Origin of the sequence: Antarctobacter heliothermus, assembly GCF_900188425.1 — a bacterium.
In the GTDB taxonomy this organism is placed as follows: Bacteria; Pseudomonadota; Alphaproteobacteria; order Rhodobacterales; family Rhodobacteraceae; genus Antarctobacter; species Antarctobacter heliothermus.
In genome coordinates, this window is record NZ_FZON01000009.1 from 1 (window position 1) to 15,321 (window position 15,321).

The 15,321-nt window shown below is 62.9% G+C and carries 9 protein-coding genes and 1 pseudogene; 4 read left to right on the forward strand and 6 right to left on the reverse strand.

Features of this window, described 5'->3' with window-relative positions:
- A pseudogene (locus CHB90_RS26105) lies at positions 1–137 on the forward strand (IS110 family transposase); the annotation flags it as partial.
- 558 nt (positions 138–695) lie between these two features.
- Positions 696–2,864, forward strand: coding sequence for a M10 family metallopeptidase C-terminal domain-containing protein (locus CHB90_RS06540; RefSeq protein WP_089277062.1), 2,169 nt, complete (start codon positions 696–698; stop codon positions 2,862–2,864).
- 6 nt (positions 2,865–2,870) lie between these two features.
- Here CHB90_RS06540 and CHB90_RS06545 read toward each other — a convergent pair whose 3' ends face one another.
- From CHB90_RS06545 to CHB90_RS06565, 5 genes are all read right to left on the reverse strand, one after another.
- The gene (locus CHB90_RS06545; RefSeq protein ID WP_089277063.1) at positions 2,871–3,788 is read right to left on the reverse strand and encodes a transglutaminase family protein; all 918 of its coding nucleotides are present in this window, start codon (positions 3,786–3,788) and stop codon (positions 2,871–2,873) included.
- 3 nt (positions 3,789–3,791) lie between these two features.
- The gene (locus CHB90_RS06550) at positions 3,792–6,191 is read right to left on the reverse strand and encodes a circularly permuted type 2 ATP-grasp protein (RefSeq protein ID WP_089277064.1); all 2,400 of its coding nucleotides are present in this window, start codon (positions 6,189–6,191) and stop codon (positions 3,792–3,794) included.
- A gap of 2 nt (positions 6,192–6,193) precedes the next feature.
- Positions 6,194–9,595: a transglutaminase family protein gene (locus tag CHB90_RS06555; protein ID WP_089277065.1), complete on the reverse strand. Its 3,402-nt coding sequence runs from the start codon at positions 9,593–9,595 to the stop codon at positions 6,194–6,196.
- 253 nt (positions 9,596–9,848) lie between these two features.
- Complete coding sequence (locus CHB90_RS06560; protein ID WP_089277066.1) at positions 9,849–11,603, reverse strand: methyl-accepting chemotaxis protein; 1,755 nt, start codon at positions 11,601–11,603, stop codon at positions 9,849–9,851.
- Between the two features lie 45 nt (positions 11,604–11,648).
- Positions 11,649–12,218 (reverse strand): cache domain-containing protein, encoded by a 570-nt coding sequence (locus CHB90_RS06565; protein WP_089277067.1) that lies wholly within the window; start codon positions 12,216–12,218, stop codon positions 11,649–11,651.
- Positions 12,219–12,526: 308 nt separating this feature from the next.
- Between CHB90_RS06565 and CHB90_RS06570 the strand changes: the two genes are divergently transcribed.
- Entirely contained in the window at positions 12,527–14,065 is a 1,539-nt protein-coding gene (locus CHB90_RS06570; RefSeq protein WP_089277068.1) for a trimethylamine methyltransferase family protein, read from the forward strand.
- Positions 14,066–14,198: 133 nt separating this feature from the next.
- Entirely contained in the window at positions 14,199–14,528 is a 330-nt protein-coding gene (locus tag CHB90_RS06575) for an SMR family transporter (RefSeq protein ID WP_089277069.1), read from the forward strand.
- A 75-nt stretch (positions 14,529–14,603) separates the two neighbouring features.
- On the opposite strand, the gene CHB90_RS06580 is transcribed toward CHB90_RS06575, so the two are convergent.
- Positions 14,604–15,188, reverse strand: coding sequence for an outer membrane protein (locus CHB90_RS06580; RefSeq protein ID WP_089277070.1), 585 nt, complete (start codon positions 15,186–15,188; stop codon positions 14,604–14,606).
- Positions 15,189–15,321: the final 133 nt, after the last annotated feature.

The following is a 15,321-nucleotide window of genomic DNA, read 5'->3' on the forward strand; positions in this document are numbered from 1 at the left end:
GTGTAGATCCATGGGCTATAGGCCTACTGGAACGAAAGCCTGCTCGACTGGCGACCGTCGCAATGGCGAACAAGACCGCACGAATAGTTTGGGCAGTGCTGACCAAGAACGAATACTATCGGCCCCACGCAGCCTAAAGAAAGGAAAAGGAACACCCGAGACAGCAAGACCATTGAAATGATGGCGCACAGTCAGCCCGCCAACCAAGACAACCCGTCGAATGTCCAGGACACAATGTTGTTCGATAAGCCGTTTGGGACTTGGTCGCGGAAACCATCAGGGCCAGCGGCTACGAGTGCCGCGCGAACAGGCCGGACACACGTCTGCTTCTGACCAGTGCAAAATCACTCAAAAAAGTCTTGCTATGCAGGAGCTATCCACACATGACATTCGGATCGGTTTGCTTGCCGGTCCATTGCTCGCCACGCTGCTTCAGGACCTATGAAATGACGTTTCGGAACAAGCACACATGGACACGCAAGACGCGCCCCTGGCGCCTTGCGCGGTCGTGTGCCCCGGATCAGGCCCCTTGCAGCGCACCACCATACAACAACGTGTCGGGTCTGCTCCCGACCGGAACCAGCCGTCTGGCACAGACCCTCTGCCGGGTCTGCGCCAGACGGGTTTGCCCCTGCGCGTCTCGCCTCTGCCCACGACCAGGCGAGGCGCGCACCTGAAGAACTGGACCCCACCCCATGTGCTTTCTCTGTCAGAGCCTGAACCCCGAGACCGTTGACTATGATTTCCATGGCCTGACCGGCCCGACCGCCGCCGCAACTGTCGGCGAAGGCAGCAGCGCGCCCACGCCGTCAAAACCGGTCTATTCGCTGGATCAGGTCGCCACGCAGTTGACCCATGGCTACTGGCAGTCGGGTGGCGGGGACTGGCGCGCCTTTGACATTCAGGCGGGCGACACGGTGACGGTCAACCTTGATGGGCTCGACTCTGTCGGACAGGCCGCCGCGATGGCGGCGCTGGCTGCGTGGACGGCGGTTTCGGGACTGCAGTTCATGGCCACATCGGGCGATGCGGACATCACCTTTCAGGACACGGACGGCGGCGCCTATGCCTATTCCGCCGTCTATACGGGCTGGAACGAAATCGCCTATTCCGTGGTCAATGTTCATGTCAGCTGGCAGGACAATATCGACTACTACTACCAGACCTATATCCACGAGATCGGCCATGCACTGGGTCTGGGACACGGCGGCACCTACAACGGCAGCGCAGATTTCGACAGTCAGGCACATTACGCCAACGACAGCTGGCAGATGTCGGTCATGTCCTACTTTGCCCAGTGGGAAAACCCGAATGTCGATGCCTCGGGGATGTACCTCAATTCGCCGCAAATGGCCGACATCCTTGCGATCCAGAACCTGTATGGCACACCCGACAACGTCCATGTCGGAGACAGCGTCTTTGGCGACAACACCAATCTGGACGCGACCGGCATGGATCTGGAACGGGGCCGCGCGGTCACGATCTTCGACAGTTCAGGGATCGACCTGATCGACCTTGGAACGCGGGACTACAACCAGCGCCTGAGCCTGATCGACGCCACATGGTCGGATCTTGACGGCTATGTGGGCAATTTCGGCATCGCGCGCGGCGCGGTGATCGAAAATGCCATCACCGGCGCCGGCAACGATCACATCACCGGCAACGCCGCTGACAACCATATTCAGTCCGGCGACGGTGCCGACACCATTAAACCCGGCGAAGGGGACGACACGATTGATGGAGGTGCGGGCGAAGACACAGTCATCTTCACCGGAGCGTCAGAGGGTTACGACCTGATGTGGGATGGCGCGCTGCGGATTTCCGATGCCGACCTGAGCGATGGTGACGACGGCATGGATATGCTGACGGACATCGAAACCCTGAGCTTTGCCGACGGGGCCTTTGGCACCATCCAATCCGATGGAATGGTCACCACGGTTCATCTGTACAAGACCGGCAGCGGCCTGACCGATGAAACGCTGGAGGTGGACGTGGCGGACAGCCACATCTGGCAGAGCATCACCCGCAGCTATTCTGCCACGGGCCAAAGGGCCAGCCAGACCAATACCTATGACAACGGTCGCGTGTTGCAGATCAGCTTTGCCGACGGCCAGCGCACCCAGACGACAATGACCGACACGGCCGATGTCTATTCCTGGGAAAGCTATACCGACGTCTTCGACGACACCGGCGCCCGGATCGTCACCAGCCAGACCTGGGACAGCGGCAAGATCGTCGATGTCTTTTATGACTCCGAAGGCGTGCGCACCGGATCGCTGGTGACCGATGGTGGTGACCAATTCACCTGGCAGTCCACCGCCCGCAGCTATGAGGCCGACGGCATGCTGACAGAGCACAGCTTCCTCCACGATGACGGCAGCGTCCAGGTGACCTCTTACACGGGGGGGGCACGCAGCGCGCTTTCCATGACCGACGGACCCGACAGGGCAATCTGGTCCAGCTATACCGACACGTTCGACACCGAAACCGGGGCGCGGGTCTCACGCGTGATGATCTATGACGATGGACGCGAAATCGAAACCGGCTATAGCGACGGTCAGATGGTGTCACAGACAATCATCGACGGCGCCGACGACTTTGTCTGGCACTCGATTGCCCAAACCTTCGATGACGAAGGCAGGCTGGCCAGCAAGGTCAACACCTTTGACGACGGTCGCATCATGGAAATCAACTTTGCCAACGGGCTGCGCAGCAGCACGGTCCAGACTGATGCGGCGGATGCCTATGTTTGGGCCAGCGTGACAGAAAGCTATGACGACAGCGGTGCGCTGGTCGAGAGGATCACCACCTGGGACAACGGAACTGAACATGTGGCGACGTTTGGCGATGACCTCATCGCCTGACAGGGTCTAATCGGTGTTGCTGCGGGTCCGGTCCTCTGCCGGGCCTCTGCCCGGCACCGGAATCATGTCGACGCTGTGTCGCGTGCTGTGCAGCCCCGAACTGCGCAACGATCCCTTGACCGGGGCCACGTCGGCATAGTCACGGCCGACCGCCACGCTGATATGGTCGGCCCCTACCCGCATGTCGTTGGTCGGATCAATCTCGATCCAGCCCATTTCAGAGCCGCACCAGGCCCGCACCCAGGCGTGCATCGCATCCGCGCCCGCCAGCCGTTCCTGCCCCTCGGGCGGTTCGGTCCGCAGAAACCCAGAGACATAGCCCGCCGGAATCCCGATCCCGCGCAGCGCGGCGATCATGATATGGCTGATGTCCTGACAGACGCCGCGCCGGTTGGCAAAGGCCTCTGCCGGATCGGTTGTCACATCCGTCGCCGTCGAGTCAAAGGTGATCTCGTCATGTAACCCGTGGGCGATGGCCTCAACCACCTTCAGCACCGGCTGATCCAGCCGTGTGAGGCTGCGGGCAAAGGCGCTGATGGCGGGCACAGGTGCCACGCGGTCCGAAGGCCCCATAAAATGATGCGGCGACTCCGGCGCAAGCGACAGCACCTCTGACAGTTCGCGCGGCATGTCCTGCAAGGCGCAGGACAGATCCAGTTCATTGGGCAAGTCCATGCGCTGGATGCGCCCGATGAACCGAAAGTCCACGGCGTCCAGCGGCGAATCGTAGGTGATCTCTGTCAGGGCGTTGCCAAAGAAATCCACCCGATCCAGGCGATAGGCCGGTTGCGGGTCCGCCACCAGAAGGCCGGACACCAACCGTTGGGCGGCCCCGCTGCCCGGCAACATGCGCAGGTGCATTCGGGCAGAGGCGGCAGGGAGGTTGTAGGCATAGCGCACTTCAAGCGTGACGTCGTAGAGCATCGCCTACCCCATGTATTCGTTATGGATGGCATCCGACACAGCCTGCAAATCGTCGGCCACCTTGGCCAGCGCCGCGCTGTCCAGATCCTCTGGCGTGACGACGCTCAGGTCGGTGTGGAACCGCAGGATGCGGCGTCCCACCGTGCTGAGCTGGCTGGTCTTGTTGCGGCGGGGCAGCTTCGCCTGCTGATCCAGCAACACCCCGGCCTGGTAGATCACCGAGCGCGGATTTTCCGGGTCCAACGCCAACAGATCAACCACCGTGTTGCGGTTGGTTTCGACCGAATAGCGCCGGCGGTGGGTCATCACGCTATCCCCGATCTCCAGTGCGGCATCCAGACTGCCCTGCGGCGCACCCGTGGCCGAGAACACCGCCAGCAGATCGGAAATCTGAACCCCGCGTTCCAGCGCGCGGCCCATCGACATGAACCGCCAGCCGGAAAACCGGAACATGTTGTCGTTCACCAGACCGGCAAACCCGGCCAGCTTGCGCAGCAACTGGCTGAGCGCGCGGCCGGTGGCATCGCCCGGTTCGACCGCGCCAGCCAGAGCGCGGGCGGCAGCCTCCAGCTCATCCAGCGCATACCAGCCGTCGTCCGAAAAACGGTCGCGTACCTTGCCCGCACAGCCGCGCGCGTTTTCCAGCAGGGTCAGGAACAGATCCGGCATGGGTTGCGACAAGTACAACCCGCGCCCCTCCAGAAAGCGGCCCAACTGGTCGAACACCGGCATCGGCGTGCCGCCGTGATCCTCCAGCCGCAGATGATAGGCGCGCAGGGTCCGGGCGGTAAAATCCGCCCGCTCCACATAGCGGCCCAGCCAGAACAGGTTGTCCGCCGCCCGCGCGGGCAGACGTCCGGGCATCCGCCGCACAAAGGGACCGGGCTGTTGGCCGGACAGGGTATCCGGCTCTACCGGGCTGTCGCCCACAACCCAGACATCCGCCACTGACCCGCCGCTTTGCATGGCCAGTGCCGTGGGATCGCCATTGCGCCCGATGCGGGCATAGCCACCTGGCATCACCGTCCAGCCATCGCGTGTGCGTGCCGCAAAGACCCGCACCACCATGGGACGCGGCACCAGTTTGCCGTCGATCATCGCCGGGGTGGTGGACAGCGTGACCGCCTCTTGCCCCACCAGATTGCCGCCGTTCTTTTCCAACCAGTCCAGCACCGGACCACGCGCATTGTCGCGGAACCGACCGCCAAGCGCCGTGGTGCTGTCATAGTCAAAGGGCAGATCGGTCGACAGCGCCGGTCCGATCATCATCCGTTCCAGATTATCGCGCACATAGGCGCGCTCCTTGGCCTGGCCGCACCACCAAGTGGCGATATTGGGCAGCTTCAACCGCTCTCCCAGCAGCGCCTCTGAGATGCGCGGCAAAAAGGCCATCAGCGCCCGCGCCTCCAGCACGCCGGACCCCAGGCAGTTCAGCATCGTCACCGACCCGGAGCGCAGGGTGCTGACCATCCCCGGCGTGCCCAAGGCGGATGTCTCATCCAGTTCCAGTGGATCGGCAAACCGCGAGTCGAGCCGACGCCACAGCACGCTGACCGGCTCCAGCCCGCTGATGGTGCGCACCATCAGGCGGCCATCCACCGTCACCAGATCCTCGGATTCCAGCAGCAGGAACCCCAGGTAACGCGCGATATAGGCGTGTTCGAAATAGGTGTCGGTGTGCTGGCCCGGTGTCAGGATCGCCACCTGCCCTTGCTCTGTGCCACGCAACTGGGTCAGCCGATCGCGAAAGCTGCGAAAGAACCCGGCGAGGCGTTGTACATTCGCCTCCGGGTAAAGCTCATGAAAGACGCGCAGGGTGGCCATGCGGTTTTCCAACGCAAAGCCACTGCCAGACGGTGCCTGTGTCCGGTCGCCCAACACCAGCCAACTGCCATCGGGGGAGCGCCCGATCTCAAAGGCAAGGAAATGCAGGTAGTGCCCCGAGCGTGGTTTCACCCCGACCATCGGGTTCAGCCACTCGGGATTGCGCGCGATCAGCTGCGGAGGCAACAGCCCGCGTTTGACCAGATCGGCGGGCCCGTACAGGTCCGCCATGGTGCGTTCCAACAGCTCGGCGCGCTGTTCGATCCCGGCGGCAAGGTCGCGCCACTCGGTCTCACCGATGATCACCGGTATATGGCTCAGCGGCCAGTCGCGCAGGGCGGACTCATCGCCGGTGTACTGGCGATAGTAGACACCCGCATCCTGCAAATACAGATCGCCACGGGCAAAATCCTGAGCGACCTGGCCGGGATTGCGCCCCGCCAGGTGATCAATCATCGGCTTCCACGCCGGGCGCAAAGTGCCGTCACGCCGCAACAATTCATCAGCCACCCCTTTGGGTGGCTGATAATGTTCCAGCGGCGCCTTGCGCGCCGGTGCAGCGGCGCCGGGGTCGACCATGGTCAGATCCAGGGGGCGCGACGCAGGTCAAGTGTCATTGGAAACTCCGGATGCGGGCTTTCGGTGGCGGGCTGATACGTCCCCGGCGTATGCCCCTGTTTCTCGAACCGCGCAAGCCGACGGGCGTCTGCCTCGTTGGTGTTGACCGGGAACGTGTCGTAACTCCGTCCGCCCGGATGCGCCACATGATAGGTACATCCGCCAATCGCTCGCCCCGACCATGTGTCGAAGATGTCAAAGATCAGCGGCGCATCTACCGGGAGAACCGGGTGCAACGCCTCTGCCGGTTGCCATGCCTTGAACCGGACCCCCCCTACGCGACGCCCGTTTTCCCCCGTCTGGGTCATCGGCACCTTGCGCTGATTGCAGCAGACGACATAGCGATCCGCGTCAGCGGCGGTCAGTTGCACCTGCATCCGCTCAACCGAACTGTCGGTATAGCGCACCGTGCCGCCAATCGCGCCGCGTTCGCCCAGCACATGCCAGGGCTCCAACGCCTGACGCACCTCCAGATGCACGCCGTCTGCCTCGATTTCACCGGCAAAGGGGAAGCGGAATTCGCGCTGCGCCTCATACCATTCGGGCCGCAGGTCAAACCCGTGATCCTTGAGGTCGCTCAGCACATCCAGGAAATCCGCCCAGACAAATTCCGGCAGCATGAACCTGTCGTGCAGCGTGGTGCCCCAGCGCACCGGCTTGCCCTTGACCGGCGATTTCCACAGCCTGACCAGCAGCGCCCGGATCAGCACCTGTTGCGCAAGGCTCATGCGCGGATCCGGCGGCATCTCAAAGCCGCGGAACTCCACCAGCCCCAATCGTCCGGTCGGGCCGTCGGGTGAATACAGCTTGTCGATGCAGATCTCGGCCCGGTGGGTGTTGCCGGTCACGTCGATCAGGATGTTGCGCAGTAGCCGGTCCACCAGCCAAGGCGGCGGTGCGCCCCCTTCGTCTGGGTCGGGGATCTGCGACATCGCGATTTCAAGCTCATACAGCGTGTCATGCCGCGCCTCGTCGATGCGCGGTGCCTGACTGGTCGGCCCGATGAACGTCCCGGAAAACAGATAGGACATCGACGGATGCCGCTGCATGTACAGGATCAGTGACCGCAGCAGATCCGGCCGCCGCAGGAAGGGCGAATCCATCGGCGTCGCGCCCCCCACGACAACGTGGTTGCCGCCGCCCGTGCCGGTGTGTTTGCCATCGATCATGAACTTGTCCGCGCCAAGGCGACACTGACGGGCCTCATCGTAGACGGTGCTGGTGATGTCGACGCAGTCTTTCCAGCTGGACGCCGGATGTACGTTGACCTCAATCACGCCGGGATCCGGCGCGACCTTGATGACGTTCAGGCGGGAATCATGCGGTGGGGTATAGCCCTCGATATGCAGCGGCAGGTCCAGCGCATCGGCCGTGGCCTCAGCCGCAGAAATCAGCTCAAGGTAATCCTCCAGCTGTTCGACCGGCGGCATGAACAGACACAGCTTGCCATCGCGCGGCTCGACCGCGATGGCGGTCCGCACTGTGGCCCCGTCTGGCGTCACGGCCTGTTCCCGCAGCGCCTCTGACGGTTCATCGCCGCGCAGGGCCGACACCGGCTGTTCGCGGCCCGGTGTGGTTTCGGGCAGCGTGTCCCGCTCTTCCTGGGCGATGCGGCGAAGTTCCTCAAAGACGGCCTGCCGTTTGTCGTCCATCTCCAGAAAGTCCGGCAATTCCTCGACGGGGACGTTGGGATCCGCCGGGTAGACGTAGGGAAAGTTGGACGGGCTGATATAGGGCAGCGCGCCCAACGGCAGACGAAAGCCCACCGGGCTGTCGCCGGGAATCAGGAACAGGTGGCCACGCCGCGCCCGCCAGCGTTCCGACCGCCAGCCACGGCCAAAGGCGCGCGATTGCCAGCGCTGGATCGGCAGGACGAAACCCGCCGGTTTGTCCAGCCCGCGCTCAAACACCCGCGCGATCCTCTGGCGTGCCTCGGGGTCTTTCAGGCGGGAATCCTCGGGCGTCACGTTCTCGGGCAATTCCGCCTCTTTGAGGATCCAGACCGCCGGGTCCTCAAAGGCGGGTTGCACGTATTCGGTCCCGATTTCCAGCGATTTGGCAAACCCGACCATGAACCGTTCGGCGTCCACCTCTGTCGCGGATTTGTCCGTTTCGCGGGCCACCAGATCCTTGTTGCGCCAAATCGGTTTGCCGTCGTGGCGCCAGTACAGCGAGAATGTCCAGCGTGGCAGGGTTTCGCCCGGATACCATTTGCCCTGCCCGTAATGCAGGAAACCGCCGGGTGCGAATTTGTCGTGCAGTCGCCGGATCAACTCGTCCGCAAGGGCACGCTTTTGCGGGCCAACGGCGTCGGTGTTCCACTCCGGGCTTTCGAAATCGTCGATCGACACAAAAGTCGGCTCTCCGCCCATGGTCAGGCGCATGTCCGCCGCCTCGATTTCCTCGTCAACCTTTCGCCCCAGCGCGTCCAGCGCCTGCCAGCTTTCTTCCGAGAACGGTTTGGTAATGCGCGGGTGTTCGGCGATGCGCGTCACCTCCATCGCAAAGTCGAAGTCGGTCTTGGTGTCCTCATGCCCTTCAAACCCGCCGACGATTGGCGCGGCATTGCTGTAATGCGGGGTTGCGGCCAGAGGGATGTGGCTTTCCCCCGTCAGCAGGCCGCTGGTCGGGTCAAGGCCGACCCAGCCCGCGCCGGGCAGATACACCTCACACCAAGCATGCAGATCGGTGAAATCATGGTCCGTGCCCGAGGGGCCATCAAGCGCCTCCAGATCCGGTTTCAACTGGATCAGGTAGCCCGAGACAAAGCGCGTGGCAAAGCCCAGGTGGCGCAGGATATTGATCAGCAGCCAACTGGTGTCACGGCAAGAGCCAGAGCCCTTGGTCAGCGTCTCTTCGGGTGTCTGCACCCCCGGTTCCATGCGGATCAGATAATCGATCTGCGTTTCCAACTGGCGGTTCAGCTCGACCAGAAAGTCGATGGTGACCTGCTTTTTACGCGGCACCTTTTCCACCCAGGCCTTGACCTTGGGTGTGATCGGCACCGCCTTGCGATAGACCGCAAGGTCGGGGGCAATGTCTTCGGGATAGGTAAAGGGCCATTCGCGCGCCACATCGTCGACGAAAAAGTCGAACGGGTTGTAGACGGTCATGTCGGCAACCAGATCGACCTCGATCCGGAACTCTGTCACCGGCTCGGGAAAGACGAAACGCGCCAGCCAGTTGCCATAGATGTCCTGCTGGTGGTTTACGAAATGCCCCTCTGGCGAGACCTTGAGCGAATGGCTGATAACCCGGGTGCGACTGTGCGGCGCGGGGCGAAGTCGGATGATCTGCGGGGATAGCGTGACCGGGCGGTCATACTTGTAATGCGTGAGGTGCCGAATGCTCGCCGTAATCGCCATTGTTTTCCCGTCTGTCCCGAGTTGCGTTTTCCTGCTTCCACAGAACCCTTCGCGCGCGGGGATGTAAACCCGTTGCCAAATTCGACGCGCAATCAAACGGGCAATGCCGCAACTCAGAGACAGCTGACAGAAAATGCCCGCATTTTGGGCAACCGAACGTAAATGGGGCTGCGACCGCAGGATTGTCGACCGACACCGTAGCGCTGCGGTGGCGGTCTGTCATTGGCCTTCCATTGGCCTTCGGCGGTTTCGGTCAGGCTGCTTTTTCTACCGCGCCTGTGGCAGGTGTCCTGGTGGCGCGGTTGGACGGGCCGTCGCCATGCGTTGTGAACCGGCCGACCGTTTCGCTGAGGGCGCTGGCATCCCCGCGCATCATATGCGCCGAGGCTGTGGCCTCTTCGACCATGGCGGCGTTCTGTTGCGTGACCCTGTCAAGGTTCGACACGCCGACGTTGATTTCCTGCAAGCCCTGCGCCTGCTCTCCGGCGCTGTTGGCGATGCCACTGACCATCTTCGAGACATCGGCCACGCGGGCCAGCACATCGTCCAATGCGCCACCTGCCTCTTCGACCAGTCTGACGCCGCTGGTCACCTGCTCACCGGCGCCGGTGATCAGATCCTTGATCTGTTGGGCGGCGGCTGCACTACGCTGGGCCAGGCCGCGGACCTCTGTGGCAACCACGGCAAAGCCCTTACCGGATTCCCCGGCACGGGCCGCCTCGACCCCTGCATTGAGCGCCAGAAGATTGGTTTGAAACGCGATATCGTCGATCACATTGGTGATTTCGCTGATCTGATCCGACGATTTTTCGATCGCGCCCATCGCCTCGATGGCGGATTTCATAACCTGTCCGTTCCGCTCGGCAATATCGCGGGTCTGGCGGACCTGCTCATCGGCGCTCTGCGCGTTTTCCGCCGCAGCGGTGACGCTGCTCAACAATTCTTCCAACGCCGCCGCCGATTGCTCCAGCGTGGCGGCCTGGGTTTCCGTCCGGCGGGCCAGATCGTCCGAGGCGGCGGTGATCTGGTTGGCGTTGTCCAGCAAGCTGCCTGCACTGGCAGAGACCTCGTCGATGACCTGCCGAAGGCTGGTGACCGCGCGATTATAGTTGGCGCGCAGCGCTGCGTATTCCTCGGGGAATTCGGCCTCGATCTCACGGTTGAGCACGCCATCTGCCAGCATATCCAACGCGGTGCCCAGATGATGGACCATTTCGACCTGCCGTTCCATATTCTCGGCGCGCGCCTCTTCGGCGGAACGCGCGTCGCGCAGCGCCCCGATCAAGGAGCCCATATGCGTGACGATCTCACCAAATTCGTCCCGCCGCCCGGTCATGCCGATCTCGGTCTCATAGTCGCCGAGTGAGATCCGGTTGATGGCTTCGTTCACCTGTCGCAGGGGGCGTCCCAGACTGCGCTGCAACACCAGCAGCGTGCCCGCCATCAGAACAACAAAAACCGCAGCCGCTGTCAGCAGCATACGCAACTTGTCAGCACCGACCGCCGCCAGCGCCGCATCGGCATTCCATGCCATGACAAGCGCACCGATGACCGGCCCTTCCGGCCCGGCCATCACTGGCTCTGCGACGATCAACCCCTGCCGCGATACCTGCCGGGTTCCGCTTTCAAGAACGGTGCGCGCCAGCACGGCCACCTCATCCAAAAGCGCCGGATCGTCGCCCGCAGACGCCAGCAGCGAACCATCCGCATCCAGAACCGCCATGGCGCTTCCATCCGCTCCGGCCGCGCTCAATGCGGCCGAAGTCATTTCGTCGATCTTGGGCAGAACCTTGAACTTGATCGGCTTGGCCAGCGCCTCGGCGTTGCGTTCGACCGTCTTGGCCGCCATATCGACGACGCCCTTGACCGCCAGTCCCTTGATCAGAGACGTCGCCTGAACCGAGATCAGGCCCGCCACCACAATTGTGGTGATGGCCATGATCGCCGCACATCTGACGAATACCGAATGCAGCCCGGCCCCAAGCCGCGTGTTGCCGTCCTGTGTCATGCTCGCGTTCCTTGCCCGTTGGTATCTTGATGTTGTTGGCGGGGATTACATCAACGCTTCGGCGTCGATCCCGATGGTCATGGCGCCGATCGGCGCGCCACTGGACGGGTCCGTGATCGTGACAGAGATCTGTGCCTGATAGGTCTGGCTGGACTCATCAAATTCGATCTCGCCGAAATGCACGGCACCGGCACCCTTGGGATATGTTTCCTGAAACTTTGCCTCATCCCCTTGCCAGTAGTCAGACGTGGCGCCAGAGGCGGCGACGTTCAGCCCTTGCGCGTCCATGACAAAGACTTCTGTGATCATGCCGCCGCTGGCGGCAATCCGTGTGCGCAGGAAATCGGCTGCGGCGTTCGTCAGCACGCCATCCACCATGTCAGACCCGGTGCCGACCTCGGCGCGCCAGGTCTTGTCCAGCGCATCGATCCGGATGGCGTCGTAGCCTGCGGTCTGGGTGTTCTGGGCTGCAATCGCATCAATGATCGTGCCATCATGCGCCCAGGTCATGATTTCGGTGTCGACATAAGCCTGCATAGCGGCGTGCGGTTCAACCGCCATGGCCGCCGGGGCCGCCGCAATCAGAGCGGCCGAAAGAAGGAAAGCGCGAATCATCAAACATCTCCGGTGTTGGGTTCGGGTGTTCGCACATTAGGCACGGTGCATTTACGCGCGCTTAACCGCCTGTAAAATTGAATTCATTTTCGCCACCAGAGCAAAAGCGACATGGCGTCGTTTTCGGCACAGACAAGACCAGGTCTGTCGGGAACGCTGGCTGTCATGTGCCGGGAAAACGCAACCATCTCCTTGATCCTGCGCAAGATCGGCGCCCGACGCGGACGCGCGGCCCGTGGTCGGCCGGACCATGTCCCCTGCCACTGACCTGTCCCTGAGCGTTCCCAAAAAAAAATGGAATTCCGATCATGACCGCCCCTCTCTCCCGCCGCAGCGGTGGCCGCGCCGCCCGTGTCGCCTCTCGCGCAGCCGCCTTGTCCGATGACATCCGTCCCGTCCGTCCCGGCATGACCGGCGGCAAGTACCGGCCGCTGACCGACGCCCAGGTCGACCGTATCCATGCCACCGCCCTGCTGGCGCTGGATGAGATCGGCCTTGCGGATGCGCCCGCATCCGGCATCGAGATCATGACCGCCGCCGGTGCCCGGCTGGGGGATGACGGGCGGCTGCGGTTCTCGCCCGCGCTGGTCGAGGATATGCTGGCCAAGGCGTGCCGGGACCTGTCGCTGTGTGGCCGCGACCCGCGCTTTGACATGGACCTGTCGGGACAGCGTGTTCACTACGGCACCGCGGGCGCCGCCGTGCACATGGTCGATGTCTCGGGACGCGCCTACCGTGAAAGCACCGTGCAGGATCTGCACGATGCCGCGCGGATTGCGCATGTGCTGGACAATATCCATTTCCTGCAACGGCCCATGGTGGCCCGGGACATTAGCGACAACCGGGAGATGGACCTGAACACCATCTACGCCTGCTGCGCCGGCACCACCAAACATGTTGGCACGTCATTTTCCGACCCCTCCCATGTGGCCGAGGGGCTGGAGCTGTTGCACCTGATCGCGGGTGGCGAGGACGCCTGGCGCGCGCGCCCTTTCGTGTCGAACTCCAACTGCTTTGTTGTGCCGCCGATGAAATTCGCCACTGAAAGCTGTGAGACAATGGAATCCTGCATTCGCGGCGGCATGCCTGTCCTGTTGCTGAGCGCGGGCATGGCAGGCGCCACCGCGCCCTCGACCATCGCCGGCGCCATCGTGCAGGCGGTGGCCGAATGTCTGGCTGGTGTGGTCTATGTGAACGCGATGAAACCGGGCCATCCGGCAATCTTTGGCACCTGGCCCTTTGGTCTGGACCTGCGGTCTGGGGCCATGACCGTGGGGTCGGGCGAACAGGCGCTGCTATCGTCGGGTTGCGCGCAGATGCACGCCTACTACGGGTTGCCCGGCGGGGCCACCGGGGGCGCATCGGATTCCAAGCTGCCGGACATGCAGGCCGGATGGGAGCAGATGTGCACCAATGTGATGGCCGGACTATCCGGCCTGAACATGGTCTACGAGGCCGCCGGGATGCATGCCTCACTGCTGGGGTTCTGTCACGAAAGCCTGATCCTGGGCGACGATCTGATCGGTCAGGCGCTGCGCTGCGTGCGCGGGATCGAGGTCGACGACGAAACACTTGCGCTGGAACAGATGCGCGACGTCTGCCTGAACGGACCCGGCCACTACCTTGGCACCGACGCCACCCTGGGCCGGATGCAGCGTGACCATGTCTATCCCAGACTGGGCAACCGCAGTTCCCCCAAGGAATGGGAGGAAAAGGACAAACCGGATCTGCTGGTGAACGCGACCGCCCGCAAGGACGCCATACTGAACAGTCGCAGCGCGGCACGGTTCGATCCCGCGACCGATGCCGCGATCCGGGCCCGGTTCAACATCCACCTGCCCGCCTGACACCGCACCGACGCAAAGGGGCGCAGCCCCCTTGCGGTCGCCGCGCCCCGGATGGGCCTGTGTCTTGCGACCGGGTCCGGAGCGTGGCATCGGTGACACCGCGCGCCATTTGCCGCGCAGTCCGGAGAGTTCAATGCCCTACCTGCTCCTTGCCTTTGCCGTGCTGGCCGAAACCATCGGCACCACCGCGTTGCAAGCCAGCCAACAGTTCACAAGGGTGGGGCCGACGATCATCGTGATCCTTGCCTATGGCGCGGCGTTCTACCTTTTGGGGATCGCGTTGAAACATTTTCCCGTCGGCATTGCCTATGCCATCTGGTCGGGACTGGGGATTGTCCTGATCGCGGCCATTGGTCTGGTGGTTTTCGGCCAAAAGCTTGATCTGGCCGCCGTGCTCGGAATGGGCCTCATTCTGACCGGGATTCTGGTCATCCACCTGTTTTCGAACACGTCACCGCACTAAAGTGCCACCTCAATAAAAATCCCCCCGGAGCGAGTGCTCCGGGGGGACGGGGTCCGTCCGCCAAATGGGGGGACATCAGAAGCGGAAGGACGCCCGCAACGAGAACGTCTGCGCGTCGACGTCAACGCCCGACCCGCCGACATCGTCAAAGCTGTGTGCCAGCGCCTCACCACCGATCGAGACACGGTCGTTCACGCGATACTCCAGACCAACACCGCCCACGGGGCCGGTAGCATCCCCCAGCGCGGTGTCGATCCGTGCAACACCGGCAGTGCCGTACAGCAGCGATTGGCCCATTTCGTAGCCAACCCGACCCTTGAGCCGCATCACGTTGTCCACGTCCACGCCACCAAGGGAATAGTCATCGCCGGCCTGGTATTCGAACTCGCCACCCACGACGACCTTGCCAAAGTCATAGTCATAGCCGGTATGCAGGCCATAGATGGTGCCGTTGTTCGACGTGCCACCGCCTTGGGCGTTCATGTTGCCCAGCGACAGACCGCCATAGAGGCCGGTCCAGTCGACACCAATCGGTGCAACGGGCGCGATCGGGGCCGCAGGCACGACCTCGACCGGGGTATCGTCAAGGCTGCCGGCGAGAACCGGGGCCGCTCCAAGTGTTGCGGCTGCTGCCACCAGTGCAAAAATGCTCGATTTCATGACTGTCTCCTTCTCTGGTTCCGTACGCCGCTCTTTGGGCGGCGCGTCATGTCACAATCGGATGTATCCGTCCGTCATGCCCTTTCAACGGGCCGGATCGCATCTTGTTCCCTCCGACCTGTCCCGGGGCTCT

Excerpts from the sequence above, each read along its gene's own strand:
- CHB90_RS06555 (WP_089277065.1), bottom strand. The coding sequence starts at position 9,595 with ATGGCGATTACGGCGAGCATTCGGCACCTCACGCATTACAAGTATGAC.
- CHB90_RS06550 (WP_089277064.1), bottom strand. The coding sequence starts at position 6,191 with ATGGTCGACCCCGGCGCCGCTGCACCGGCGCGCAAGGCGCCGCTGGAA.
- CHB90_RS06575 (WP_089277069.1), top strand. The coding sequence starts at position 14,199 with ATGCCCTACCTGCTCCTTGCCTTTGCCGTGCTGGCCGAAACCATCGGC.
- CHB90_RS06540 (WP_089277062.1), top strand. The coding sequence starts at position 696 with ATGTGCTTTCTCTGTCAGAGCCTGAACCCCGAGACCGTTGACTATGAT.
- CHB90_RS06565 (WP_089277067.1), bottom strand. The coding sequence starts at position 12,218 with ATGATTCGCGCTTTCCTTCTTTCGGCCGCTCTGATTGCGGCGGCCCCG.
- CHB90_RS06560 (WP_089277066.1), bottom strand. The coding sequence starts at position 11,603 with ATGACACAGGACGGCAACACGCGGCTTGGGGCCGGGCTGCATTCGGTA.
- CHB90_RS06545 (WP_089277063.1), bottom strand. The coding sequence starts at position 3,788 with ATGCTCTACGACGTCACGCTTGAAGTGCGCTATGCCTACAACCTCCCT.
- CHB90_RS06580 (WP_089277070.1), bottom strand. The coding sequence starts at position 15,188 with ATGAAATCGAGCATTTTTGCACTGGTGGCAGCAGCCGCAACACTTGGA.
- CHB90_RS06570 (WP_089277068.1), top strand. The coding sequence starts at position 12,527 with ATGACCGCCCCTCTCTCCCGCCGCAGCGGTGGCCGCGCCGCCCGTGTC.